This window comes from Lentzea albida, from assembly GCF_900111005.1.
GTDB lineage: Bacteria > Actinomycetota > Actinomycetes > Mycobacteriales > Pseudonocardiaceae > Lentzea > Lentzea albida.
On the sequence record NZ_FOFV01000001.1, the window covers coordinates 414,397 to 430,176 of the forward strand.

Annotated in this window: 14 protein-coding genes; 7 read left to right on the forward strand and 7 right to left on the reverse strand. The window is 70.0% G+C overall.

Annotated elements, in window-relative coordinates; translation table 11 throughout:
* Nucleotides 1-31: 31 nt before the first annotated feature.
* Genes BMY74_RS02095 through BMY74_RS02115 form a run of 5 tightly spaced genes read right to left on the reverse strand, consistent with a single transcriptional unit; the run spans nucleotide 32 to nucleotide 4,310 of the window.
* Nucleotides 32-202, reverse strand: coding sequence for a DUF397 domain-containing protein (locus BMY74_RS02095; protein WP_089908501.1), 171 nt, complete (start codon nucleotides 200-202; stop codon nucleotides 32-34).
* Nucleotides 199-1,035, reverse strand: a complete 837-nt coding sequence (locus BMY74_RS02100) for a helix-turn-helix domain-containing protein (protein ID WP_089908504.1) — start codon at nucleotides 1,033-1,035, stop codon at nucleotides 199-201. The genes BMY74_RS02095 and BMY74_RS02100 overlap by 4 nt, the downstream gene beginning before the upstream one ends.
* 23 nt (nucleotides 1,036-1,058) lie before the next feature.
* Nucleotides 1,059-2,444 (reverse strand): class I adenylate-forming enzyme family protein, encoded by a 1,386-nt coding sequence (locus tag BMY74_RS02105; RefSeq protein WP_089908507.1) that lies wholly within the window; start codon nucleotides 2,442-2,444, stop codon nucleotides 1,059-1,061.
* 1 nt (nucleotide 2,445) lies between these two features.
* Nucleotides 2,446-3,519: a 3-dehydroquinate synthase II family protein gene (locus BMY74_RS02110; RefSeq protein ID WP_089908510.1), complete on the reverse strand. Its 1,074-nt coding sequence runs from the start codon at nucleotides 3,517-3,519 to the stop codon at nucleotides 2,446-2,448.
* Entirely contained in the window at nucleotides 3,516-4,310 is a 795-nt protein-coding gene (locus tag BMY74_RS02115) for a 2-amino-3,7-dideoxy-D-threo-hept-6-ulosonate synthase (protein ID WP_089908513.1), read from the reverse strand. The genes BMY74_RS02110 and BMY74_RS02115 overlap by 4 nt, the downstream gene beginning before the upstream one ends.
* Nucleotides 4,311-4,504: 194 nt before the next feature.
* On the opposite strand from BMY74_RS02115, the gene BMY74_RS02120 reads away from it, so the two are divergent.
* On the forward strand, nucleotides 4,505-5,413 hold the full coding sequence (locus BMY74_RS02120) for a LysR family transcriptional regulator (RefSeq protein ID WP_089908516.1): 909 nt from the start codon (nucleotides 4,505-4,507) through the stop codon (nucleotides 5,411-5,413).
* An 18-nt stretch (nucleotides 5,414-5,431) separates the two neighbouring features.
* Here BMY74_RS02120 and BMY74_RS02125 read toward each other — a convergent pair whose 3' ends face one another.
* Both BMY74_RS02125 and BMY74_RS45980 read right to left on the reverse strand, forming a co-directional pair.
* The gene (locus tag BMY74_RS02125) at nucleotides 5,432-6,355 is read right to left on the reverse strand and encodes an N-acetylglucosamine kinase (protein WP_089908519.1); all 924 of its coding nucleotides are present in this window, start codon (nucleotides 6,353-6,355) and stop codon (nucleotides 5,432-5,434) included.
* Between the two features lie 49 nt (nucleotides 6,356-6,404).
* Nucleotides 6,405-9,221, reverse strand: coding sequence for a S8 family peptidase (locus BMY74_RS45980; RefSeq protein WP_089908521.1), 2,817 nt, complete (start codon nucleotides 9,219-9,221; stop codon nucleotides 6,405-6,407).
* A gap of 112 nt (nucleotides 9,222-9,333) precedes the next feature.
* Here BMY74_RS45980 and BMY74_RS02135 point away from each other — a divergent pair, with 112 nt between their 5' ends.
* The 6 genes from BMY74_RS02135 to BMY74_RS02160 are packed head-to-tail and all read left to right on the forward strand — an operon-like array spanning nucleotide 9,334 to nucleotide 15,774.
* A complete protein-coding gene (locus BMY74_RS02135) occupies nucleotides 9,334-10,188 on the forward strand; it encodes a fumarylacetoacetate hydrolase family protein (protein WP_089908524.1) in 855 nt (284 codons plus the stop codon).
* A complete protein-coding gene (locus BMY74_RS02140) occupies nucleotides 10,188-11,498 on the forward strand; it encodes an enolase C-terminal domain-like protein (RefSeq protein WP_089910300.1) in 1,311 nt (436 codons plus the stop codon). The genes BMY74_RS02135 and BMY74_RS02140 overlap by 1 nt, the downstream gene beginning before the upstream one ends.
* Nucleotides 11,491-12,240 carry an SDR family NAD(P)-dependent oxidoreductase gene (locus BMY74_RS02145; RefSeq protein WP_089908526.1) on the forward strand — a complete coding sequence of 250 codons (750 nt, stop codon included), beginning with the start codon at nucleotides 11,491-11,493 and terminating at the stop codon, nucleotides 12,238-12,240. The genes BMY74_RS02140 and BMY74_RS02145 overlap by 8 nt, the downstream gene beginning before the upstream one ends.
* A gap of 17 nt (nucleotides 12,241-12,257) precedes the next feature.
* Nucleotides 12,258-13,292 (forward strand): sugar ABC transporter substrate-binding protein, encoded by a 1,035-nt coding sequence (locus BMY74_RS02150; RefSeq protein ID WP_089908529.1) that lies wholly within the window; start codon nucleotides 12,258-12,260, stop codon nucleotides 13,290-13,292.
* Nucleotides 13,292-14,761 (forward strand): sugar ABC transporter ATP-binding protein, encoded by a 1,470-nt coding sequence (locus BMY74_RS02155; RefSeq protein ID WP_089908532.1) that lies wholly within the window; start codon nucleotides 13,292-13,294, stop codon nucleotides 14,759-14,761. The genes BMY74_RS02150 and BMY74_RS02155 overlap by 1 nt, the downstream gene beginning before the upstream one ends.
* A complete protein-coding gene (locus BMY74_RS02160; RefSeq protein WP_089908535.1) occupies nucleotides 14,758-15,774 on the forward strand; it encodes an ABC transporter permease in 1,017 nt (338 codons plus the stop codon). Before BMY74_RS02155 ends, BMY74_RS02160 begins: the two co-directional genes overlap by 4 nt.
* Nucleotides 15,775-15,780 lie beyond the last annotated feature (6 nt).

Here is a 15,780-nt window from a genome sequence, read left to right on the forward strand (position 1 = left end):
TGCACTTGCGTGAGAGGCACGCTACCGAGAGTTACTGCGTTTTGCCGGGGAAACGGGCGAAGCGCAGGAACGCTGACCAGGCCTCGGCGGTGAGCGGGAGGTGGGTTGTCGGCGCCTTGCTGTCGCGGATGCCGATGCCGTGGCCGACCTCGACGCAGTTGTTGCCGCCGCCGCTGAAGCTGCTCTTGCGCCAGGTGGTCATTGGAGACCCTCCAAGATGTTGTCGATCACCGCCCTCGATTCTTCCTCAGTCAGGGCGATTGCCGCGAGGGAGTTCAGGATCTCCTCGTGGATCTTGATGGTGTCCGGGTCGTCGAAGAACAGGCAGTAGTTGACGCTTTCGGCGTAGACGACCGGCGGGTACTTCGGGAACTTCATCATCCGGAAATCGCCGGCCGTGCCCGCGTGCATTCCGGCTGAGCGCGGAATGATCCGGATGCTGATGTACTTCCGCACCGACATCCGGAGCAGGTGGGCGAGTTGCTCCCGCCACACCTCCAAGCCGCCGACCTGGAGCCACAGCGCCTGCTCGTGCACGAAGAACGTGAACTTGCGGCCTGGTTCGAGGATGTTCGCCCGCGCGGCCCTGGCCGCGGCGACCCTGGGGACGTTCTCCGTCTCCACCGAGGGGGCGTGCTCGGTGACGATGTACCCGTATTCAGGTGTTTGCAGCAGGCCTGGCACGAGGATCATCGACCAGTCGATGATCTCCTCAGCGTCTCGTTCCTGGTCGATCAGCGTGCGCACCTGGTCCGGCAGGCCGTCGTCGGGCATCTGGAGCCAGGCCTTGCCCGATTCCCGGAACAGGTCGAGGAGGTACTCGCGTTCCTCGACGGTGGCCTGGCAGTAGGCGAGCAGGATCTGGACCTCGACCTCGGACACACCGCCCTTGCCGAGGGTCATGTCCGAGAGTTTGGCTTCCTGCCAGCCGAGGCGTTCGGCGAGCTGGCGGTGGGTCAGCCCGGTACGGGCGATGATCGCGCGAACGCCCGCACCGAACTCCCGCCCCGCCACGCTGGACGATCTTTTGGGCATGCGGGGAAACTAGGGCTGGCAACTCATTTCGCGCCATTGTTCCCAGCCGAATGTGCCTGAAGGTAGGACGCATGGAGCGGCTCCATGCTGCGGACGATCTTGCCGGTGGGAGTGCGCGGAAGAGTGTCCATCACGTGGATGTGCTGCGGGAGCTTGAATTCCGCCAGCCTTTCCGTGCACCACTCGGTCAAGGCATCAGCGGTGAGTGCCGAACTCGACGTGCCCACGTAGGCGCGGATTTCCGATGGGCCCAGAGCCACGGCCTCGGTCACCAGCGGGTGTCCACGGAGGACGTGTTCCACCTCGGTCAGGTCGACCTTGTTGCCGCGCACCACGACCAGCGAGTCGGCGCGGCCCAGCAGGCGGAGTTCGCCGGACGGTGTGAACTCGCCTCGGTCGCCCGTGCGGAACCAGCCGCCGGAGTAGCGCGACGGGTCGTCCGAGGACAGGTAGGGCGTTTCCGGCAGGGCCACTTCCACCAGGCCGTCGCGCACGCGGGCGGTGATCCCCGGCATCAGCGGGCCTACCGACGGGCGGACGGTGCCGCTGACGGCCATGGTCAGGGCACCGGTCTCGGTGGTGCCGAAGCACTCGCCCACCGGGAAGCCGTACTCGGCGAGAAAACGGGAGGCCACCTCCTGCGGCATGAGCTCGCCGCCGGCGAACGCGCCCCGTGCGGAACCCAGGGCGGAACGGTCGGGGGAGGAGGCGAGGAGGTCGAAGTGGAACGGCAGGCCGGTGACGAAGTCGACCTCGAAGGCACGGGCCTGGCGTTGGACGTCCGTGGCGGCGGGCGATGCGGCGAAGACGAGGTGCACGCCTGCTGCCAGGGAGTGCAGCAGGCCGCCGATCAGGCCGAAGCTGTGGGCCGGGGAGTTCAGGAGCAGCAGGCGTTCGCCGGAACGGGGCACGCCTTCGCAGGCCTCGAAGCGCGCCACCTCGTCGACCAGGGAGGAGGTGCTGCGGCCGATCACCTTGGAGCGGCCGGTCGAGCCGGAGCTGAACTGCACCAGGCGGTGCGCGGACGAGGCGGGGGCGCCGTCGACCGGGGAGACCACCAGGCCGTACCGCTCCTGGAAGCCCTGGGCCACCTCGCCGCTCGGGTGCACGAGGAACTGCGGGCGGGTCAACGCGTGCAGGGCGTGGGCCTCAGAAAGCCGCAGGCGGTGGTCGATCGAGATCACCTGTGCGCCGAGGGTCCACAGTGCGAGCACGGCCTCCAGGTGGCTGAAGCTCGGTGGCACCTGGACGGCGACCGTGCTGCCGTCACCGATTCCCACGGCGGCAAAACGTTCAGCGTGCGCCAGCACGTCGGCGCGCAGCAGGCCGTGCGTGACTGTGTTGCGGTGGCTGAAGATCGGGGTGGAGTCGTCGTGGCGGTGCAGGAGGCCGCTGGTGAACGCGCGCATGTCAGGACTCCTTGCAGAACTCGCCGATCGGCAGGCCCACGTGCCGTTGTTCGGAGGCGATGTGGCCCAGGAGTTCGTCGCCGGGGCGGAGTTCGGTCACGTTCAGCACCTTGCCGCCGGGGCCGAGGACGCGGACGTGCCAGTCGTCCTGGACCATCAGGTCGACCACGACGCCTTCCGGTGAGCGGGCGGTGATCGTGAGCATCGGGCGGGACTCGAGCTTGGCGCGGCCGACGGTGAGTTCGCGGGTGCGGCCGTCGGCGTTGACGGCGAGGACCTTGCTGCCGGACCGCAGTTCGGACAGGTAGTTCGTGCGGTTCGCCGGGCCGAGGACGTACGAGTGCAGGGCGCCCGCGTTGACGCGGAACGGGCGCGTCGGCATGTACGGCAACGGGTGCGTCTCGCTGCAGCAGAGGACGAAGCCGGAGGAGAACGAGCCCACCAGGATGCCCTCGTCCTCGGCGAAGTGCGAGGCGGTGTCGACGCAGACGCGGTCGCCCAGTCCGTTGTGGGTCAACGATTCCACGGTCAGCGTGGTCAGACTCAACGGCGGGGAGGAAGCCTCCAGCAGTCGCGCCAGTTTGAACACCTCGGTCGCGTCGGCGGGGGCCATCAGGACGCCGTCGGAGCCGTGTTCCAGGCATTCCAGGACGATCGCGGCCTCGACCAGGTCGTGCACGACGGTGATCAGCTTGCCCGGAGCGCCGTCCGCAGCCGCGATCACGATCTCCAGCGGGATCTTCGTCGGGTCGGTGAAGTGGACGACGGTGTGGTCGAGCCGTTCCGCCGCGGCGCAGGCGAGCTTCAAGGTGCGGTCGTCGCTGACCGTCACGAACGCCGAACGCGACGGCAGCCGGTCGAGCCGGTCCTGGTCGTCCACCGGCGTGATCACCAGGTGCGGGCTGTCGAGCGGGGAGTCCACCAGCAGCACTCGGGTGATCGTCGGCGGGAGGCCGTCGAGGAGGGCGGGATCGTCCGCGACGACTCCGGCGACACGGCTGTGCACGGCCGCGTCGACCACGGCGGTGCGGTGCGCTTCCGGGACGGTCCTGAGGTCGATCCAGGCGAACTTCACCGGTTCTCCAAAGCTGTCAGTGCGTGGATGAGGCTTGCGTCGGTGGGGGCGTGCACGATCGACGCCAGTTCGGCGACCAGCGGCAGCGGCGCGGGAGAGGTGAAGACCCGCCGTCCGACGGCGAGGCCCGCGCAGCCAGCGGCCATCGCGGAACGCGCGTGGCCCGCCAGGCTGGTCGTGGAGGCGGGACCCCCTGCCACCACAACAGGAACCGGGCAGCTCGCGACGACGTCCGCCATGTCCTCCGGGGTGTGCGCGAGGTTCGTCTTGACGATGTCCGCGCCCAGGTCGGCCGCGATGTTGACGACGTGCGCGAGCAGCGCGGGGTCGCGGGGATCGCCGACGCGCGGGCCGCGGGCGTAGGCCATCACGACCAGCGGGACGTTCCACGAGTCGCAGGCCGCCGCGACCGTGCCGAGGTCGGTGAGCTGGCGGGCCTCGGTGTCCGAGCCGATGTTGACGTGCACGCTCACCGCGTCGGCGCCGAGCCGCAACGCCTCGTCGACCTCGCCGACGAGCACCTTCGCGTTGGCGTCGGCCATGTGTGCCGTGCCCGCGCTGAGGTGCACGACCAGCCCGCACCCGCCGAGCACGGCCGGGTCCAGCATCCGCACGCGTCCTTTGTGGACGATGATGGCGTCGGCCCCGCCCAGCACGACGGACCGGATGAGGTCCTCCCACCGGTCGCGCGGCACCACCGGGCCGTCCGAAACGCTGTGGTCCAACGGCACGAAGAGGTACCTGTCGTCGTGCGGACGGGAAAGGCGTCGCAGTCGCAACGCTTTCCTCATGGCGCTCACACCCCTGCGGTCGTTTGGTGGTCAACAGAAGCCTGGGGCAGGTCACGCGCGCAGCGGCAGGTGTGAGATGCCGATAACTCCGGAGTTATCGGCCTGACAGCGCAACCGTGCACGGAGCGTCACCCGGTGACACCCGCGTGGCCGATTTTGTGTCCCGTTCACTGCCTTAGGCTTCGTCAGTGCGAATGGAGCTGAGACATCTGCACGTTGTGCTCGCCGTGGCGCGTGCAGGGAGCATCAGCCGGGCGGCCTCCCAGCTGAAGATCGCGCAGGCCGGGCTGACCGCGCAGGTGCGCAGGATCGAGGGGAGTCTCGGCGGGCCGTTGTTCCTGCGCCGCACCGACGGCGTCGAGCTGACCGAACTCGGTCGCCACGTCGTGCTGCGGGCCCAGGACCTGGTCGAACGGTTCGACGACCTGCTCGCCACCTCGCACAAGCTGGCCGCCCGCGGTGACTCGGGCATCCGGCTGGGAGGCGTCACGGGCTCACCGACCGCGCTGCTCGTCGGGGTGGTGCGCGAGGTGCTGCCGAGCCTGCCGCAGACCACGCACGTCGAACGCGGCGGCGACACCGTGCTGGAACTGGTCCGCACGGGTGAGCTGGACCTGGCGCTGGTGGTGGAGTTCCCGCGCACCCCGTTGCGGATCCCGGCGGCGGTCGGCCTTCGCGGTGTCGTCACGGAACGCATGCTTGTCGGCGTCCCGGCCGGTCACCGGCTGTCCGGGCGCAGCGAGGTGCTGCTGTCCGAGCTCGCCGGCGAGGAGTGGGTCGTGCTGGACGAGAACCACGGCGGGCGGCTCAACCTCGAACTCGCCTGCGAGGCAGTCGGGTTCACGCCGCGGTGCGCGCACTTCGGCGCCGACCCGGTGGCGGCGGCCGACCTCGTGCGGTCGACCGGTGCCGTGGCGGGGTTCTTCCCCGGTCACGACCCGCCGGGCGTGCTGCTCAAGCCGATCATCGGCAACCCGGTGCACCGGCGGATCACGCTGGTGTGGAACGACGACGCCGCCGAGCACGTGGACGGCGTGCACGCCGGGCTCGTGCGGGCCTACCACGAACGGACGCCGCACTCGGGGAGGCTGCTGGCGTCCTGACGAGCCGATCCCCAGGCGTCAGGAACGGCTCGGCCTCGGCGCGTCCGGTCCCAGCACGTCTACGGCCGCCAGCCACGCGGCACCCGCCGCACCCTCCGTCGCCATGATCACCTGAGCGGCGCACCGGGTGAGCAGCTCCTGCTTCAGGTGCGTGCCGACGGGTGTCTTGATCAGGCTGCCCACCAGCACGATCGGCGAGGTGTCGGACGGCTCGCGGACCGCCGTGGCCGTGTCGGCGAGCAGGCGGGCGGCCGAGGCCACGATGGTCAGCGCGTCGGGATCGCCGTGGTGGTAGGCGGAGCTGACCAGGGGAGCGAAGCGAGCCAGCGCGATGGGCGGACGGTCGTTGACGGCGTTGATCAGCTGGCCGCGGTTGCGCACGCCCGCGGCGGTCAGCACGGCGGTGGCCAGGCCTTCCAGCGGTGCGTCGAGGTCCAGCAGCCGCAGGGTCGCGCGGACGGCCTCGCGACCCAGCCAGAACGCCGAGCCGTCGTCGCCGATCAGCCAGCCGTAGCCGCCGGACTGGGCGACCATGCGGTGACCTGCGATGCGGCCCGCGATGGAACCCGTGCCCGCCACCAGGACCGTGCCGTCCGGGGACGACGTGCCGGTGGCGAAGGCGGCCTCGCTGTCGGTGACCACGCGCATCGGGCAGTGCAGGCCCGCGCGTTCCCACGCCTCCTGGAACAGCGCCGCGACCGCCGGGTCCGCCAGTTTCGACGCCCCCGCCATGCCGAGGACGCCGGAGCGGACCTTGCGGGAGTCGAGGCCGTCCAGGGCTTCCACCAGGGCCTCGCCGATGTGGCCCGCGGCGACGGAGGGCGGGTGCGAGTTGGGGTTCGCGCCGCCCGCCAGGCCCTGGCCCAGGCGGGCGCCGTCGAGATCGAGCACCAACGCCCTGGTCGACGTGCCGCCAGCGTCGAGTCCCACGACCAGATCCATAAGCGGAGTATGCCGAGAGACATCTGCCTTAGGCACGCCCAACCGGGTGTCACCTCACGAAAGCGCGGTTACCGCTTGCGTTGTGGTGGAACAACACCAACGATCCGGACGGAACCGGATCACCCGGACGAACCACAGTGGACAGTGCGGGAACGGTCAAGCCGTAGTCGAAGGTCGCGGTGGGGGCGACGTCGACCAGGTCGTCCGGATCCGCGGGCCCGGTGTAACGGCTTTGCACGCCAACGGTGTAGGTCACCGGTCCGGATGGCAGCGCCGCGCGGGAGACCGGCAGCACCACGACGTCGCTGTCGAACAGGTTCGTGTCGGTCGATCCGTCGAAGCCGTTCAACGGCTGCTCGTCCACGACCTCGTCCGATCCGGCCACGACGGTCCGCGCGAGCCAGACGTCGGCGGTCACGTCGCCCTCGGGACTGGTCGGCTTCACGGCGGTGGTCACGAAGTCCTTGCCGCCGACCGAGAAGCGCACCTCCGGCGCGGTGTTGCTGCCGAGGTTCGCCCAGGTGTCCCAGGTCGCGACGCCGAACGCCAGCAGGTCGTTCGTCGCCGTCGCGCCCACGTACCTCAGGTCGCCGCCGCGGGCGGTGCGGTTGACGGCGCACTCGTCCTGCACGTCCGGACCGCAGTCGGGCAGCCGGTCGGAGCGCGCGCCGAGGGTCAGCACGGTCATCCGCGACTGGTAGCCCGGCTGGTCGAGGCCGCGTCCGGCGACCCTGCCACCGGCGAGCGACAGGCGCGACACCGGCTTCGGGGCCGCGTACACGGGCACCCGCAGCGTGCGGTCGCCCGTGAACGTCACCAGGCCGGACGCCTCCGCCAGGAACTGCCGGCCCTCGTCCAGCGAGACCGTCGGGTCGGGCGTCTTGCGCAACGCGGAGGGGTCCGAGATCCGCACCTTCACGGGCACCGACTCCGAGCCGCCCGGCCGCAGCACGACGTACGGCTTGACGACCTGGACCGACACCCCGGGAACGGTGGTGATCGGCTCGTAGCCCGCGTTCAGGCGCACGGTCTGCGCACCCTTGTTGACCAGCCGCAACTCGCGGCGGACAGACGTCGGACCGGCGGCCTCGACCGTGCCGAACGACGCGTCGCCCAGCACCAGCACGTCGGCCGACAGCGCGGCGAGGCCGTCCACCCGGCCGGCACCCACCCGCATCGGCGCCTCGCGCACTCCCGAGGCGTCCCGGACGACGCCGGACGCGGTGTTCATGAGCGCGGCCTTGACCTCGGCGACCGTCCACTCGGGATGGACCTCGCGCAGCAGCGCCGCGATGCCCGCGACGTGCGGTGACGCCATCGACGTGCCGCCCAGCGAGACACCGGAGGACGCGGTCCCGGACGCGGCGGAGAAGATCGTGTCACCCGGCGCGGCCACCGCGATCGAGGACCGCGAGCGCGACGACGACGGCGTGATCGTGTCCGCGATCGACGGGTCGATGGACGGCACCGCGACCTTCAACGACGAGGTCAGGCGCACGGTCAGCGTCCCGGCCTCCAACGCCGGTCGCAGCTCGCGGGAGGCCGCCGCCGTCATCTGGAACGCCGGGATGTGGGCGTTCCCGGCGATCCCGGCCGCGAACACGGGCAGCGTGGTCGGCAGCAGCACGCCGGCCGCCCCGGCCTTCCAGGCGTTGTCCGTGCGGGCACCCGACCCGCAGGCCCGCGTGGCGTCGCTGTCGTCCCACTCCAGCCAGACGACCTTGCCCGCCAGCGACTCCGAGATCGGCTGGCAACCGTCCACACCGGACGAGAGGCGCACGACGGGCCGCGTGAGGTCGAAGTCGTCCTTGAAGTTCTGGCTGTACTGCCCGGCCAGCCTCCTGCCGCCGACCTCCAGCCCGTCCAGCATCGAGAACGAGTCGCGGCTGTTCGCCACCGAGATCGCCTCGGGTGAGTTGCCGGGTGACCCGGACACGTCGTAGAAGTCACCGCCGTTGCCGGCCGCCGCGACCACGACGACGCCGTGCTCGACGAGCTTGCGCACGAACAGCGAGTCGGGGTCGTCCGGGGCACCGAAATCGCTGCCCAGCGACAGGTTGACCACGTCGAGCTTGTCGGAGAAGTCGCCGTCGCCGTTGGGGTCGAGCGCCCAGTCCAGCGCCTTCGCGGTCAGGTTCGTGCCGCCCTCGCAGCCGAAGACCTTCAGCGCGTAGAGCGACGCGAGAGGTGCGGTACCCGGTCCGATCTTCAGAGCGTCGAGGTCGACCGACGAGTACGAACCGCGGTAGGTCGAGCCGTCCGCGTTGACGCCGTACCCGGCCGCGGTGCCCGCGACGTGCGTGCCGTGGCCGTCGCAGTCGAGCGGGTCGGCGTCCGGCTCCGGGATCGCCCCGGTCGTGCCGGTGTAGTCGTCACCCGCGAAGTCGTAGCCGCCGACGACCTTGGCGTTCGGGAACGTGCCGCCGCCGAAGTCCGCGTGCCGGTAGTCGATGCCGGTGTCGATCACGCCGACCCGCACGCCCTCGCCGAAGCGGCCGAGCGACTTCCACACCTCGGACGTCCGGGTGAGCCGGACGGCGTGCGCGTTGGTGAGCTTCTTGGGGACCATCCGGTGGACCGCCCGGACCTCGGGCATGCGCGAGAGCGCCGCCAGCCGGGTTCGGTCCGCCGACAGCACGACGCCGGGCACCGCGTTGCTCGTTCGGGCGACTTCCCGGCCACCGGACCGGGACACGACCCGGGAGGCGTGCTCCGAGGTCCTGTCGCGGGCGGACCGGGCCTGCGCCGAGCTGCCCGAATCGACCGCAGCGGCCGACGTCAGCTCGACGAAGACGGTGACGTCCTCTCTCGGCCCGACCGGCGCGAGCAGTGCGCCCACCAGGAGAGACGTGGTCAACAGATGCATGTCCAACTCCTCCTATTCATCGGACGACTTCACGCCAAGCCCTAGACGCAGGTGGTCTCGCGGGGCTATACATCCGATGTATTTCGTGCGTGTGAGCAGAGGAGGAACGGCCGTGCAGTTCTTGCGCCTGGGGCCGGTCGGCGATGAGCGTCCTGCGGTCAGGACCGACGACGGGATCACGTACGACCTCCTGCCGATCACCCCGGACATCGACGGGTCGTTCCTCGCGAACGACGGCGTGGCGCGCGTGCGGGCCGCCCTCGACGCCGGTGAGCTGGAGGTCCTGGACACCGCGGACCTGCGCGTCGGGCCTCCGCTCGCGCATCCGGGCAAGATCATCTGCATCGGCCTCAACTACCGCGACCACGCGGAGGAGACCGGCGCCGACATCCCCGGTGAGCCGGTGGTGTTCCTCAAGACGCCGGACACGATCATCGGCCCGTACGACCAGGTGCTCGTCCCGCGCCGGTCCGTGAAGACCGACTGGGAGGTCGAGCTCGGCGTCGTCATCGGGCGCACGGCTCGTTACCTCGAGTCCGAAGAGGACGCTCTGGAGTGCGTCGGCGCGTACGTGCTCTCGCACGACGTCTCCGAGCGCGAGTTCCAGATCGAGCGCGGCGGCACGTGGGACAAGGGCAAGAACTGCGAGACGTTCAACCCCCTCGGTCCCTTCCTCGTACCCGCCGGCGAGATCGCCGACCCGCAGAACCTCGACATGCGGCTCTGGGTGAACGGCGAGATCAGGCAGAACTCGTCCACCAAGAACATGATCTTCCCGATCGCCGAGATCGTGCGCTACCTCAGCCACTTCCTTGTCCTTCGACCGGGTGACGTCATCAACACGGGTACACCCGCTGGGGTGGCGCTCGGGCAGCCCGAGCCGAAGCCGTACCTGCGTGCCGGCGACGTGGTCGAGCTGGAGATCGAGGGCCTCGGCAGGCAGCGGCAGATCCTCGGGCAGGCGTGATGCCGAAGATCACCGCACTGGACGTCCTCGACATCCGGTTCCCGACGTCGCGCGAGCTCGACGGTTCCGACGCGATGAACCCGGACCCGGACTACTCGGCCGCGTACGTCGTGCTGCGGACCGACGACGGGCCCGAGGGCCACGGGCTCGCGTTCACGATCGGCCGCGGCAACGACGTGCAGGCCGCCGCCATCAGGGCGCTGGCGCCGCACCTCGTCGGCAAGGACGTGCCGGAGGACGCGAAAGCCCTGGCGGAGCTGTACTTCGAGCTGATCGGCGACTCGCAGCTGCGCTGGCTCGGGCCGGAGAAGGGCGTCGCGCACATGGCGATCGGCGCCGTCGTCAACGCGGCCTGGGACCTGGCCGCCCGGCGCGCCGGGTTACCGGTCTGGCGGTTCCTCGCCCGGATGTCACCCGAGGACATCGTCAGCCTCGTCGACTTCCGGTACCTCAGCGACGCGCTGACGCCGGACGAGGCGTTGCGGATCCTGCGCGAGGTCGAGCCCGGCAAGGCCGAACGCGCGGAGGCCGTGGCCCGCGACGGCTATCCGGCCTACACGACGTCGCCGGGCTGGCTGGGCTACTCCGACGAGAAGCTCGCCGGACTGGCGCGGCAGGCCCTCGCCGACGGCTTCGACATGATCAAGCTCAAGGTCGGCGGCAGCCTCGACGACGACGTCCGGCGGATGAAGCTCGCCCGCGAGGTCGTCGGCGACGAGGTGCGCGTGGCCGTGGACGCGAACCAGCGCTGGGACGTCGACACGGCCGTGCGCTGGATGCAGGAGCTCGCGCCCTACCAGCCGTACTGGATCGAGGAGCCCACCTCACCGGACGACGTGCTCGCGCACCGCGCGATCGGCGACGCGCTGGCCCCGATCCGGATTGCCACCGGCGAGCACGTGCAGAACCGCGTCGTCTTCAAGCAGCTCCTGCAGGCCGGCGCGATCGACGTGCTCCAGCTCGACGCCTGCCGGGTCGCGGGCGTGAACGAGAACATCGCGATTCTCCTGCTGGCGAAGAAGTTCGGTGTCCCGGTGTGCCCGCACGCCGGTGGTGTGGGCCTGTGCGAGCTGGTCAGGCACCTGTCGTTCTTCGACTACGTCGCCGTCTCCGGGGAGATCGGCGACCGCGTGATCGAGTGGGTCGACCACCTGCACGAGCACTTCCTGGACCCGGCCGTGGTCGAGCGCGGCCGTTACCTGGCCCCGGCCGAACCGGGGTTCTCCGCCCAGCTGAAGGACCGAACGCTGGTCGAGTACGTCTACCCCGGAGGTCCTGTGTGGACGGAGCTGGAGGGCGGCCATGAGTGACTTCGAGGGGCTCGTCGCCGTCGTCACGGGCGGTGCGTCCGGCATCGGCCTGGCCACCGCGACCCTGCTGGCGAGCCGCGGCGCCACGGCCGTCGCTCTCGACCTCGAGCCCGGCGTGGAGGACCCGCTCGTCGGGATCCGCACGGACGTGTCCGACGACGAGAGCGTCAAGGCCGCGATCAACGAGGTCGTCGAGCGGTTCGGACGGCTCGACGTCGTGGTGAACAACGCGGGCATCGGTGCCCAGGGCGACGTGCTGGCCAACTCCGACGACGAGTGGTCGAGGGTGCTCGACGTCAACGTGCTCGGCATGGTCCGCGTCTCCCGGGCCGCCCTGCCCCACCTGCGGAGGTCGCCGTCCGCGGCGATCGTCAACACCTGCTCCATCGCTGCCTGGGCCGGGCTCCCGCAGCGCGCTCTCTACTCGGCCAGCAAGGGCGCGGTGTACTCGCTGACCCTCGCCATGGCCGCCGACCACGTGCGCGAAGGCATTCGTGTCAACGCGGTCGCCCCCGGCACGGCGGACACCCCGTGGGTGGGCCGCCTGCTCGACTCGGCACCGGACCCGGCTGCCGAACGAGCCGCACTGGAGGCGCGCCAGCCGCACGGCCGGCTCGTCTCCGCGGACGAGGTCGCGGGCGCCATCGCCTACCTGGCGAGCCCGCTCTCGGGTTCCACCGCCGGCACGATCCTCGCCGTCGACGGCGGCATGCACGGCCTGCGCTTGCGTCCCCAGCAGTGATGAAAGGCAACTCAACGATGAAGCGTCGCAACCTCACCGCCGCGGTGTGCCTCGCCCTCGCCGGTGCTCTGACACTGTCCGCCTGTGGTGGCGGGACCACCGGATCGGGAGCCGGCGGCGTCGGCCCGATCGGCGCCGACCACCCGCGTGCCGACACCGACTTCTGGAACTCCTACATCAAGTACTTCCCGGAGAAGGCCAAGGACCTCGGCGTCAACCTGCTGAACCCGACCAACTCGCAGAACAAGGTCGAGAACCTGGTCGCCAACGCCCAGTCGCTGCAGTCGCAGGGCGCAAAGGCGATCATCATGGCGCCGCAGGACACGGGCGCGATTGCATCCACTTTGGACCGGCTGGAGAAGGCGAAGATCCCCGTCGTCACCGTCGACACCCGTCCGGACAAGGGCAAGACCTACATGGTCGTGCGCGCGGACAACAAGGCGTACGGCGAGAAGGCCTGCAAGTTCCTCGGCGACAAGCTGGGCGGCAAGGGCAAGGTCGTCGAGTTCCAGGGCGCACTGGCGTCGGTCAACGGACGGGACCGCTCCGAGGCGTTCGCCGCCTGCATGAAGCAGAACTACCCCGGCATCACGGTGTTCGAGGAGCCGACGGACTGGGAGGGCCCGAAGGCGTCCGCGGCCCTGCAGACCCGCCTCAACCAGCACCCGGACATCAACGGCATCTACATGCAGGCCGGTGGCGCGTTCCTCACGCCGACGCTGCAGGTGTTGCGGCAGAAGAACCTCATCGTGCCGCCGACCGACCCGAAGCACATCTTCATCGTCTCCAACGACGGCATCCCGCAGGAGCTGGAGGCCATCCGCAAGGGCGAGATCGACGCGACCGTCTCGCAGCCGGCCGACCTCTACGCGCAGTGGGCGCTCTTCTACGCCAAGGCCGCCGTCGAGGGCAAGACGTTCCAGCCCGGCCCGACCGACCACGACTCCACCATCGTCGACACCGGCGGCGGCCGCCTGGAGGACCAGCTGCCCGCGCCGCTGATCACCAAGGAGAACGTCGACGACAAGGCGTTCTGGGGAAACCAGATCTGATGTCCGAGTTCGCGGCCGTCGCGCGGGGCGTGACGAAGAGATTCGGGCAGACGCTCGCCCTGGACGACGTGGGCATCGAGGTTCGCGCCGGTGAGTCGCACGCGCTCGTCGGCCGCAACGGCGCGGGCAAGTCGACGCTGGTCTCGGTCCTCACCGGCATGCAGGTGCCGGACGCGGGCGAGGTGAGCTTCTTCGGCGAACCCGCGCCGCCCGTCGCCGACCGCTCGGCCTGGCGGCGGCACGTGGCCTGCGTCTACCAGAAGTCGACGGTCGTGCCGGACCTGTCGGTCGCCGAGAACCTGTTCATCAACCGGCAGGACCTCGGCGGCGGCCTGATCAACTGGAAGAGGCTGCGCCTGCAGGCGGCGGAGTTGCTGGAGACCTACGACGTGGCGGTGCGGCCGGACGCGCTGGTGTCCACGCTGACCGTCGAGCAACGCCAGCTCGTCGAGATCGCGCGGGCGCTGTCGATCGGCTCGCGGTTCGTGATCCTCGACGAACCGACCGCGCAGCTCGACGGCCCGGCGATCGAGCGGCTGTTCGACCGGATGAGGTCGTTGCAGGACAAGGGGGTGACGTTCCTGTTCATCTCCCACCACCTGCAGGAGGTCTACGAGGTCTGCCAGACGGTGACGGTCTACCGCGACGCGCGGCACGTCGTCACCGCGCCGGTCGCGGAGATGTCCAAGCCCGACCTGATCGAGGCGATGACCGGTGAGGCCGGCGGGCTGAACGTGCCTTCCGGGGACGACCGGCCTTCTTCTGCCGAGGAGGTGCTGACCGTGTCGTCGTTGAGCGGGGACCACTTCTCGGACATCTCGCTGGCGGCGACGCGCGGTGAGGTGATCGGCCTCGCGGGCAGCGCGTCGTCGGGCAAGCACGAGTTCGCGGAGACCGTCTACGGGCTGCGCAAGCCGTCTGCCGGGTCGATCTCCGTGGACGGTGCCGCCGTGCGCGGTGGTGACGTTCCAGCTGCTTTGAGGGCTGGGATCGGCTGTGTGCCACGGGATCGGCACCACCAGGGACTCGTGCTCGACCTGTCGATCGCGGAGAACGCGACGATGAGCACGGCCGGCGGGTTCGTGTGGCCGTCGGCGCAACGGGCGGCCGGCAGCACGGCGATCGCCTCCTACGACGTGAAGGCCGCCGGGCCGGACCAGCCCGTCTCGGACCTGTCCGGCGGCAACCAGCAGAAGGTCGTGATGGCACGGGCGCTGGCCGGCGACCCGTCCGTGCTGGTGCTGATCAACCCGACCGCGGGTGTCGACGTGAAGTCCAAGGAGTCGCTGCTCGGGGTCGTCGACGCGCAGGCGCGTCGGGGCAAGGCCGCGATCGTCGTCTCCGACGAGCTCGACGACCTGCGGGTGTGCGACCGCGTGCTGGTGCTGTTCCACGGCCGGGTCGTGCGGGAGTTCGGCCGCGGCTGGCGTGACCAGGAACTGATCTCGGCGATTGAGGGAATGGAATGACCAAGGCCATCACACCGCCGGTCCCGGCACCGGCCGCGCCCGAGAAGCAGAAGTTCCGGCTGGCGCGCTACCAGGACCTCGCGCTGGTCCCGGTGATCATCCTCCTGCTGGTGATCGGGGCGGTCCTGTCGCCGATCTTCCTCACGCCCGCGAACCTCATCGCCGTGCTGACCCAGCAGAGCGAGCTGTCGTTGCTGGTGCTGGGCCAGGCGATGATCCTGATCGTCGGCAAGATGGACCTGTCGCTCGAGTCGACGGTCGGTCTCGCTCCCGCGCTGGCCGTCGCGTTGATCATCCCCGCGTCGGCAGGCGGTCTCGACGTCGGTCTCGCGGCCTGGCTCGCGTTGCCGTTGTGCATCCTGATCGGCGTCGCGATCGGTGGCCTGAACGGGTTCCTGATCCTCAAGGTCGGGCTGTCCGGGTTCATGGTGACGCTGGGCATGCTGACGATGCTGCGCGGTCTTCAGCTCGCGATCACCGAGGGCAAGTCGCTGATCGACGTGCCGGAGTCGTTCCTGTACCTGGGTTCCACGACGTGGCTCGGGCTGCCGGCGGCGGTGTGGATCTGCATCGTCTGTTACGCCGCGGGCATCTTCGTGCTGAAGTACCTGCGCGCCGGGCGTTCGTTGTACGCGATCGGTGGCAACTCCGAGGCGGCGCGGGCGGCCGGCATCCGGGTCGACCGCGTGGTGTGGACCGTGCTGATCATCGGCTCGGTGCTGGCGGTGATCGCGGGCATCCTGATGACCGGGCGGCTCGGGTCCGTCGCCGCCACGCAGGGCGAGGGCATGATCTTCCAGGTCTTCGCGGCCGCGGTGATCGGCGGCATCTCGTTGAACGGTGGCAAGGGCACGCTGTTCGGGGCGTTGTCCGGCGTGCTGATGCTGGGGCTGGTGGAGCAGATCCTGCGGTTGCAGGGTGTCTCCGGCTTCTACATCAAGGCCTCGTACGGTGCGGTGATCATCCTCGCGTTGATCGTGACGCGGTTCGCCACCGGGCAGAAGCAGGAGTGAGCGTTG